The organism is Allobosea sp. P1_A7 (assembly GCF_056406775.1).
Map to the genome: position 1 here is coordinate 1 of NZ_JBFTZN010000229.1, position 9,456 is coordinate 9,456.

At 64.9% G+C, this 9,456-nt stretch carries 9 protein-coding genes; 7 read left to right on the forward strand and 2 right to left on the reverse strand.

Annotated features, from left to right (window positions below; all coding sequences use genetic code 11):
- The 7 genes from AC1D34_RS28390 to AC1D34_RS28420 all read left to right on the forward strand — a co-directional run.
- Nucleotides 1-639 (forward strand): ABC transporter substrate-binding protein (locus AC1D34_RS28390; RefSeq protein ID WP_476826005.1); only part of this gene is annotated, 639 nt, incomplete at its 5' end.
- A 28-nt stretch (nucleotides 640-667) separates the two neighbouring features.
- Nucleotides 668-1,648, forward strand: coding sequence for an ABC transporter permease (locus tag AC1D34_RS28395; RefSeq protein ID WP_476826006.1), 981 nt, complete (start codon nucleotides 668-670; stop codon nucleotides 1,646-1,648).
- A gap of 2 nt (nucleotides 1,649-1,650) precedes the next feature.
- Nucleotides 1,651-2,481: an ABC transporter permease gene (locus tag AC1D34_RS28400; protein ID WP_476826007.1), complete on the forward strand. Its 831-nt coding sequence runs from the start codon at nucleotides 1,651-1,653 to the stop codon at nucleotides 2,479-2,481.
- Nucleotides 2,478-4,094: an ABC transporter ATP-binding protein gene (locus AC1D34_RS28405; protein WP_476826008.1), complete on the forward strand. Its 1,617-nt coding sequence runs from the start codon at nucleotides 2,478-2,480 to the stop codon at nucleotides 4,092-4,094. The genes AC1D34_RS28400 and AC1D34_RS28405 overlap by 4 nt, the downstream gene beginning before the upstream one ends.
- On the forward strand, nucleotides 4,091-4,603 hold the full coding sequence (locus AC1D34_RS28410) for a cupin domain-containing protein (protein ID WP_441492763.1): 513 nt from the start codon (nucleotides 4,091-4,093) through the stop codon (nucleotides 4,601-4,603). Before AC1D34_RS28405 ends, AC1D34_RS28410 begins: the two co-directional genes overlap by 4 nt.
- Nucleotides 4,604-4,623: 20 nt before the next feature.
- The gene (locus AC1D34_RS28415) at nucleotides 4,624-5,418 is read left to right on the forward strand and encodes an aspartate dehydrogenase (protein WP_476826009.1); all 795 of its coding nucleotides are present in this window, start codon (nucleotides 4,624-4,626) and stop codon (nucleotides 5,416-5,418) included.
- Between the two features lie 36 nt (nucleotides 5,419-5,454).
- Nucleotides 5,455-7,284 carry a cobalamin-dependent protein gene (locus AC1D34_RS28420; RefSeq protein ID WP_476826010.1) on the forward strand — a complete coding sequence of 610 codons (1,830 nt, stop codon included), beginning with the start codon at nucleotides 5,455-5,457 and terminating at the stop codon, nucleotides 7,282-7,284.
- Nucleotides 7,285-7,341: 57 nt separating this feature from the next.
- On the opposite strand, the gene AC1D34_RS28425 is transcribed toward AC1D34_RS28420, so the two are convergent.
- Entirely contained in the window at nucleotides 7,342-7,794 is a 453-nt protein-coding gene (locus tag AC1D34_RS28425) for a DUF1810 domain-containing protein (protein WP_476826011.1), read from the reverse strand.
- A gap of 75 nt (nucleotides 7,795-7,869) precedes the next feature.
- Nucleotides 7,870-8,988 (reverse strand): NAD(P)/FAD-dependent oxidoreductase, encoded by a 1,119-nt coding sequence (locus AC1D34_RS28430; protein ID WP_476826012.1) that lies wholly within the window; start codon nucleotides 8,986-8,988, stop codon nucleotides 7,870-7,872.
- Nucleotides 8,989-9,456 lie beyond the last annotated feature (468 nt).

A 9,456-nucleotide genomic window follows, 5' to 3' on the forward strand; every position in this document is an offset into this window, starting at 1 on the left:
AATTTCTACAAGGCGGGGGCGCCCGACTATCCGTTCGACGTCAATTTCTACAAGGCGGGGGCGCCCGACTATCYGTTCGACGTCAAGAAGGCCAACGCCCTGCTCGACGAGGCCGGTTTCAAGCGCGGCGCCGACGGCACGCGCTTCTCGCTCAAGATGCTGAGCCCGCCCTTCGGCGAGGACATCCCGCTCTGGTCGACCTTCATCCAGCAGTCGCTGCAGCAGGTCGGCATCAAGGTCGAGCTTCAGCGTCCCGATGCGGCGACCTATCTGACGGCCGTCTATCGCGACTGGAATTATGATCTCTCGACCGGCTGGCACATCTATCGCGCCGATCCGGCGATCAGCACCATGGTCTGGTACCGCTCGGGCAGCCCGAAGGGCACCGCGTTCACCAACCAGTGGGGCTGGGAAGATCCCAAGGCCGACAAGATGATGGACGATGCCGCCTTCGAGATCGATCCGGCCAAGCGCAAGGCCGCCTATCCCGAGATCGTCAAGCTGCTGAACACCGAGCTCCCGCTCTGGATGGCGACAGAACGCCAGTTCATCTCGGTCACCAGCAAGAAGCTCAAGAACCACCACAACAATCCGCGCTGGCCCTCGAGCCACTGGGCGGATCTCTGGATCGAATCCTGATCCTGGCGCGCCCCAGAAAAGTACGGCCATGCACATTCTGAAACTGGCCGGACGACGCCTGATGAGCAGCGTTCCCACGCTGCTCATCCTGCTCGCCGGATTATTCGTGCTGCTTCAGTTCGCGCCCGGCGACACGGTTGATGCATTGATGGCGCAGATGGGCGGTGGCGACCCTGCCACTGCGGCAGAGTTGCGTCGCTTCTATGGGCTGGAAGGCAGCGCGGCTGTCCGCTTGCTGGACTATCTCTGGCGGCTCGTCCGTCTGGATCTCGGATTCTCCGCGATCTACAACAAGCCCGTTGCCACCGTTATCCTGGAGCGGCTGCCGGCAACGCTCCTGCTGATGTTCTCGGCGCTGAGCTTCGCCTTCTTTGCCGGGATGCTGCTTGGCATCGTCTCGGCACAGCGCGTGAACGGCTGGGCTGATACGCTGATTTCGCTGCTCGGCCTCATCTTCTATGCCACGCCCTCTTTCTGGCTTGGGCTGATGAGCATCGTCGTCTTCTCGATCTGGCTGGCCTGGCTCCCGCCCGGTGGCTTTCAGGAAATCGGTGCCGGGCTGACGGGCATTTGGCTGGTGCTCGATATCGCACGGCATCTGGTCCAGCCGACGATCACGCTCTCCCTGATCTTCCTCGCCATCTATCTGCGCATCATGCGCGCCTCGATGCTCGAGGTCTCGACGCTGGATTTCGTGCGAACCGCCCGGGCAAAGGGCCTGAGGCAGGGCGAAATCGTCCGGCGGCATGTCCTGCGGAACGCTCTCTTGCCGATGGTCACGCTGATCGGCCTGCAAGCCGGCACGATGCTGGGTGGTTCGGTCGTCATCGAAAGCGTGTTCTCGCTGCCCGGCATCGGGCGGCTCGCATACGAATCCGTAGTTCAGCGCGATCTCAACACGCTGCTCGGGATCGTCTTTGTCTCTGCCATCATGGTCATTTGCGTGAACTTCGTCGTCGATCTCATCTATGCGCGCCTTGATCCGCGGATCACGGCCGGGGCGTCCTGATCATGAAGGCGCTCCGATATTTCCTGTTCAGCCCCGCTGCCGTGCTTGGCCTGCTCCTGCTCATCGGCATCGTCGGCCTCGCCATCTTTGCCGACCTGCTCTACCCGCGCGATCCACTGGGGCTTGCCGGTCGGCCGCTGCAATGGCCTTCGCTCGGCGGTCGCTTCCTGCTGGGAACGGACGCGTCGGGCCGCGACATCGCGGCACAGATCGCCCACGGCGCCCGCACCACATTGCTGATGGGCATCGTCTCGACCTTGATTGCGATTGCAATCGGCATCGTCGTCGGTGCGATCGCCGGCTTCTATGGCGGCATGACGGATGATGCGCTGATGCGCATGACGGAGGCCTTCCAGACGCTTCCGAACTTCATCCTGTTGCTTGTGCTCGTGGTGGTGGTGGGCTCGAACATGACGGCGGTGACGATTGCGATCGGCATCGTGTCCTGGCCGGCGGTGGCGCGCCTGACGCGCGCCGAGTTCCTGACCCTGCGCAATCGCGAGTTCGTCCAGGCCTGCCGGACGCTCGGCCTGACCAATCGCTGGATCATCTTCCGCGAGGTTCTGCCCAACGCTCTGGCGCCGATCATCGTCTATGGCAGCGTCGTGATGGCGACGGCGATCCTCCTCGAAAGCGCGCTCGCCTTCCTCGACCTCTCCGATCCGAACATCGCCTCCTGGGGCAATCTGATCGRCCAGGGCCGCAAGGTGTTGCGCAGCGAGTGGTACGTCTCCGCGATTCCCGGCGTGGCGATCCTGCTGACGATCCTGTCCGTCTCCCTTGTCGGACAGGGGCTCAACGATGCGCTGAATCCGAGGCTCCGCGGCCGATGACCCCTCTCGTTCGTATCGAAGATCTATCCATCGCCCTGCCCGGAGGGGCCGACCGGCCTTATGCGGTCGAGAAGCTCTCGCTGACCCTCACGCCGGGCGAGATCGTCTGCGTGGTCGGGGAAAGCGGTTCCGGCAAGTCGATGACCGCGTCGGCGCTGATGGGGCTGCTTCCCACCAGCCTGCCCGTGGGGGGCGGCAGGATCATGCTCGGCGAGCGGAACATTCTCGGCCTCTCCGAGGACGAGTTGCGTGCGATCCGCGGTCCCGAGATCGGCATGATCTTCCAGGAGCCGATGACGGCCCTCAACCCGCTGCGAACCGCGGGCGACCAGATCGCGGAGATGTTCCGGGCTCACACCAAGCTGTCGAAGCAGGAGATCCGGGAGCGAGCGCTGAAGCTGCTGGACGAGGTCGGCATTCCCGAGCCGGCTTCGGCCTACCGGGCCTATCCCCATGAGTTGTCGGGAGGGCAGCGCCAGCGCGTGATGATCGCCATGGCGCTGGCTCTGGAACCGAAGATCCTGATCGCGGACGAGCCGACTACTGCCCTCGATGTCACCATCCAGGCGCAGATCCTGACGCTGATCAGGGACATCCAGCGGCGGACCGGCATGGCGGTTCTGTTCATTACCCATGACTTCGGCGTTGTCGCGGAGATCGCCGACCGGGTGATGGTGATGCAGCATGGTCGCGTCGTCGAAAGCGGAACAGTCCGCGAGGTGCTCGATAATCCCAAGGCCGACTATACGCGCGCGCTGATCGCAGCGGTTCCGAGCATCACCCCGCCGCCGCCGCGGGAGTTGCCGGACAAGACGATCGCGACGGTGCGCGCTCTGTCCAAGACCTATCGGACGGGAGGCGGTTGGTTCGGCCGGCAGCGCCGCGTGACCTACGCGGTGAAGGCGGTCGATATCGATCTGCCGAGCCGGGCTACTCTGGGCATCGTCGGCGAAAGCGGTTCGGGCAAGTCGACTCTGGCGCGCTGCATCGTACGCCTGCTCGATCCCGATCAGGGAGTGATCGAACTCGACGGCGTCGATTTCGGCAAGCTTCGCGGCGAGACGCTGCGCCGCCAGCGTCATCTCGTCCAGATGGTGTTTCAGGATCCCTACGCTTCGCTCAATCCGCGGCGCACGGCCGGGGACCTGGTCTCCCAGGGGCTGATCGCCCGCGGCGTCAAGCAGGACAAGGCCTTGGCCAAAGCCAAGGAGTTGTTCTCGCTGGTGGGGCTTGATCCCAGCGCCACCGACCGTTTGCCGCATCAGTTTTCGGGCGGGCAGCGCCAGCGCATCGGGCTCGCCCGAGCGCTTGCGCTCGAGCCAAAGATCCTGGTCGCCGACGAGGCGGTTTCGGCGCTGGATGTCTCGGTCCAGGCGCAGGTGCTGCAGCTGCTCGTCGAACTGCGCGATCGGCTCTCTCTGTCGATGATCTTCATCACGCACGACCTGCGCGTCGCGGCCCAGATCTGCGATCGGATCGCGATCATGCAGCGCGGCGAGGTGGTCGAACACGGCGTCACGGCCGAGATCTTCGCTGCTCCCAAGCATCCTTATACGCAGAAGTTGCTTTCCGCCGTCCCGCGAAGAGCCAACGGAATGGAGATGACCCCATGACCGAAATTCACGAACCCGGTGAGACATTCGTTATCCAGCCCGGCCAGGCGACGAGCTATTGGCAGCCGGTTCCGGCCAACGGCCATATCGAGGTGGTCGTCGACCCCGCGCGGGTGCGGATGGATCACCCATTGGCTCTGGGAACCCAGACCGTGCCGCCCGGTGGCTATGTCCGTGAACACAGCCACGATCGACACGAGGAGGTGATTTATTTCATCAAGGGCAAGGGGCGTGCAGTGCTCGACGGCAAGGACGTTCCGCTTCAACCCGGCACCGCGATCTTCGTCGGCAAGAGCCGTCGGCATATGTTCATCAACGAGGGGACCGAGGACCTGCACTGGGTCTGGTTGATCGTGCCGAATGGCCTCGAGGATTTCTTCCGTCTGATCGGCCGTTCGCGGGTCGCGGGCGAGGCGGCGCCGGCCAATTTCCCCCGACCGGACAACGTTCTCGAAATCGAGCGCCAGACCGTGTTCGCCGTGCCGCCGACCGACCAGCGCAACCCCTGATCTGCCGCAATGGGACTGCCATGAGCAGGAAGCGAATAGGGTTGATCGGCTTCGGCACGATCGCGCGCGAGGTGCATGCGCGCCTCCAACAGTCGGCGGACTTTCACTTCACCGTGCTGTTGCGGCCGGATTCTCCGAGCTGTGCCACGGTGCCGGAAGGCGTCGAGGTCGCCACGACGGTGCCGGAACTGATTGCCAGCCGACCCGACCTCGTTGTCGAGGCGGCCGGGCATGCCGCCGTCGTGGAGGCCTTGCCGGATGTTCTGGCCGCGGGCCTTGCGGTCATTGCGGCTTCGACGGGCGCCCTTGCCGATACTGATTTCCTGGCTCGCCTGACCGGGATCGCGGCACGGAGCGGGGCGCGACTCATCCTGCCATCCGGGGCTGTCGGGGGGCTCGACTATCTCGCGGCGCTACGCGAAGCCGACGATGCCCGGATTCGCTACACCTCGCGCAAGCCACCGGACGCGTGGGCGGCCGAGCTGGCGCAGGCCGGGCTTAGCGAGCGGTCGCTCGTCGCCGAGATCGTGCTCTATGAAGGCAGCGCGGAGGAAGCGGCGCGGCTCTATCCCAGGAACCTGAATGTCGGGCTCACCATTGCGCTCGCAGCGCGTGCCGCACGGGTGACGACGCGGATCGTCTCCGATCCCGCGGCCAGGGGAAATATTCACGAGATCGAGGCGGAGAGCTCGCTCGGCTCGGCCTATCTGCGCTTCACCAACTTGCCCTCCGCCGGCAACCCAAAGACCTCGGCGATCACGGCCTCCAGTCTGGTCGCCGCGATCCGACGCCAGTTCGACATCGTGGCCATCTGACGCGGGAATTCAGGAGCGCATGGCCGGGAGGATTTCATGACCAACACGGTGTTGCCGCCTCTCGCGGATCTCGTTCCCGGCGCGCTTCGGCCGGGCGCCGAGCTGCTTGCAAAGGGCGCGGTCATGGCGCGCACCTGGCAGGTGGGCCGCAATCTTTTCCTCGATACGATGGGCGTTCCTTCCGAGGCGGCTTACAAGCGCAGGACTGCCGTTCAGGGGCGCATCATGCAGCACGCCCATATCGGCTTTCGCAGCGTCGACAGAACGCTGGACGCAATCCGGACCGTGCATGAAAGCTGCGCCCGGCTCGGCACGGTGGTCGATCGCTTCGGCATCACCCTGGACTGGTCGATGGGGTACCCGCTCGCGCAGCGCTCCCAGCGTCCGCGCGGCACCGGCATCGTCCTCGACGGGCCCGAGGATTTTTCGCGGATCACCGGCATCGTGCCGGCCGCGGCGCATTTCGGCGACTTCATGCTGGGCTTGCCCGGGGCCGTGGAGAATACCCGGGCAGCGCTGGCAGCCGGGGTCACCACTGTCGGGAATCTCGGCCAATATTTCACGTTCCGCCTCCCCGATTGGGACGACGATGTCGCCACCACCGAGGCCACGGTGACGGCGCTTGGGTTAATCGCTGCTCAACCCGTCGAGGTGTTGGTTCATTCGAACCTCGACGACGGCTTTGCCGGTTTGTTCGCCGATATGAGTTCCGCGCTCGGCATGGTGCTGATCGAGAAATACATCGTCGATGCGTTGATCGGCGCCAAAGTCTCGCATTGCTACGGACACCATTTCACGGCCCCGCTCATGCGGCTCGCCTTCCATCATGCCTTGATGCAGGTGTCTGACACGCCGGGAAGCATGATTTTCGGCAACACGGTGAGTTACAGATCCACGCCGGCCGGCAATTTCGCAAGTCTGGCGAGCTACCTCCAGGCCGATATCTGGTCGCTGCAGCGCCGGGCGAGTGGGCACGCGATCAATCCGGTCCCGGTGACCGAGAACGAGCGGATACCCGATACCGACGAAATCATCGATGCGCAGGTTTTCGCAGCCCGGATGGTCGAGCACGCGTCCGCCAATCTCGGCCTGATCGACCTGGCTTTGGTCGACGGGATGGCCGCAAGCCTCGTCGATGGCGGCCGGGCCTTTGCCGGCAAGGTCTTGACGGGCTTGCGGGAAGCCGGAATCGACGCGCGCGATCCTGCCGCACTCATGTTGGCCCTGCGCCGAATCGGTCCGAAACGCCTAGAGGCGCTGTATGGCGCGGGGGCAGCCGACCGTGCGGCATGGGGCGGGCGGCGGGCCATTGTGCTTGCCGAATGGGTCGAGGAGCTCCAGCACGCCACTGAATCCTGGGTGGCGAAGGTTCCGGTCAGTGCCCGTCGTCTGATTGAAGCGAGTGGTCTCAAGGTCTGTGTGGCCAGCAGCGATGTCCATGAGCACGGCAAGAATCTGATCGAGCACCTGCTCACGAGCCTGGGGGTYGAGGCGGTCGATGGCGGTACATCGGTCGACCCCGATGATCTTGTCGAGATTGCGCTGGCACGGGGATGCGATGTCATCGCCATCAGCACATATAACGGCATCGCCCTTCGGTTCGCGAGCGAGGTACTGGGCGCTCTCGAGCGGGCCGGCCGGTCCATCCCGGTCTGCATCGGCGGCCGGCTGAATCAGATTCCCGACGACTCGAACTCGGGCTTGCCGGTCGATGTGACCCGCGAGATTTCAGTGCTCGGCGCCCTCCCATGTGAGACACCGGAGCGAATGGTCCTCGAGCTTGAAGCCTTGGCCCTCGCGAAGCGTGGCGATCTCCGGTCGGGGAGTGGGCCCGGCCGGCCGGTTGCCGCGAGCACAGGGCAATGACAATCCGCTTCCAGGGGTAGCTTCACGGCCCCTGGTGAGCGATCTGCCGCTTGCGGACTATGGGCGCGTTTCGCCGGACGGGGGCTGCCCGATCAGGTCGAGCGTGCGCGGATCCGGTTCGCCGCCAAAATAGCGCTGCAGGCCCTGCCGGAAGATAGTGTCGCCGCTAGCCGCGGCTAGCGCAAACAGGGTCAAGCTCGAGCGAAGCTTCTTGTCGTCGGGCGAGCCGAAGATGGTGTGGGCTGAGTGGCCCTCGAGCTCCAGGATGGCGGCGGTGCACGCGACGAGGCGGGGGCCGAGAATGGGATGGGCGAGATAGGCACGCGCTTCCGCCAGCGACGCCAGGCCGTAGCGTTCCGCCGTCGGCGAAAGGCCAAGACCGCGCAGCTGCGGAAAGACGAACCACATCCAGTGGGTCCGCTTCCGGCCTGCTCGCAGCTCGGCAAGCGCGGTTTCGAAGATCGGCTCCTGGGCGGTAACGAAGCGCTGAAGGTCGTGAACCTCCGTCACGGCTTGCCCTCCCATCATTCGGCGCGACGAGCACACGGCTGGACGGTTCTCCGGGGGCCGCCGCGGATTCCCATTCTATGTGAAGAAGCGCGCGGGGCGGAAATCGGCAAGCTCCTGCTGTTCAATGCCAGTGAGGATCTCGTCCGCGGCCATGGCCCCGAGCGCCGGCGAGAGCGTCGCGCCGCTATGCGTGACCATCAGATAATAGCCGTCGAGGCCAGGCACGGGCCCGATGGCCGAGAGGCCATCCCTGGGAATGGGGCGCTGGGTGACGCGCGTGGCCTCGGGTTGGATCGGCGCAATGCCGGGAAGGATCCTGGTCAGCCGTTCGATCACGACCGCAGCCTGTGCCATGCCGGGATGCTCGCTGACCTCGGGCGTCACCTGCGCGTCGGCCGGTCCCCAATGCACCATCAGCCTTCCGGCGCCATCCGGTCGGAAATCGCAAAGCGGCGAGGAGACCACGCGCTGGATCGAAGCCGGCACAGGCGATGTAAAGACCAGGAAACCGACCGTGGGCTCCAGCGGGACATTGGGAGCGGACGTGCCGATCGTGTCATTGGACCAGCGCCCGGTGCAGTTCACCACCACGTCTGCATGAAATGTCTCGCCGGTTTCGCAGCGTACGCCCGTGACCTTGCCGCCTTCGACGAGGAGGGCCCTTACCCGCGTCTGGGTCTTCAGCTCAGCGCCGAGCCGGCATGCCGCGCTCATCATGGCGTGGGCGTAGACGACCGGGTCGAGCCAGCCATCATTCGGGTACCAGGCGATGGGTGCGTCACCGATCGCCGCGGGATCGATATCCGGCTCGAGTTCGAGCAACTGCTTGCGATCGATCCATTCGGCCGCGTAGCCCCAGCCCTGCAGGCGTGAAACCTTGGTGCGCTGACCGTCGCGCTCGGCTTCCGCCTTCCATTCGACGCGACCGCCGCCATGCCACCAGGGTGTTGCGCCAAACTCGTCCTTCAATGCTGCGTGCGCCTTCATGCCGGCGACGTTCAGGTCATGATAGCTGCGCGGCTCCTTGTTGCAGGAGTTGGTCCAGGCGAAGCTGATGCCGGACGTACCGCCGCCAACCCGTGTCGCCTCAAGCACGGTACCGCGCACGCCCGCGAGCGCGAGGCGATAGGCGACGGAGGTGCCGAGGACTCCGGCGCCGACCACGATGATCTCAGGCATAGTATTCTCCGGCATGGTGTGAATCCGCTCGTGATCCGGTCCCGTTCGCGCGCCGGCTTGTTGCCGGAGGGCGTCCTGGACTGCCGCGAGCGGATGCGAGGCAGACCTGGGAATGTGCAGAGCGCCGCGTTCGGCGTCCAGACCGGCAGCGCAGACCCTCGGGCGTGTCGTGGGAATGGCCGGTCGCTGTCCGGAATGGCCCCCAAGGACGGTGCGCGTGCCAAGGACTTTCGCTGCCGTCGATGGCGGCGTCTCGCGCCTCGGAATTGAGCAGATGCAGACCCCGGGAAGTGGATAACTCAGCAAGGCATTGCGATCATTGATTTTATTTCAGCGCTCCCGACGGCGGATCGCCAAAATAGGAGGCCCTGTCACGGAACTGTCGGAAAAGTTTTGTTTTGGCGTTGACAGGGTGAGAGGGTGGGGCCTATAACGCAGCCATCGAGACGGCGCCGCCGCTGGCGGGGCCGCTCTACTGCGCTT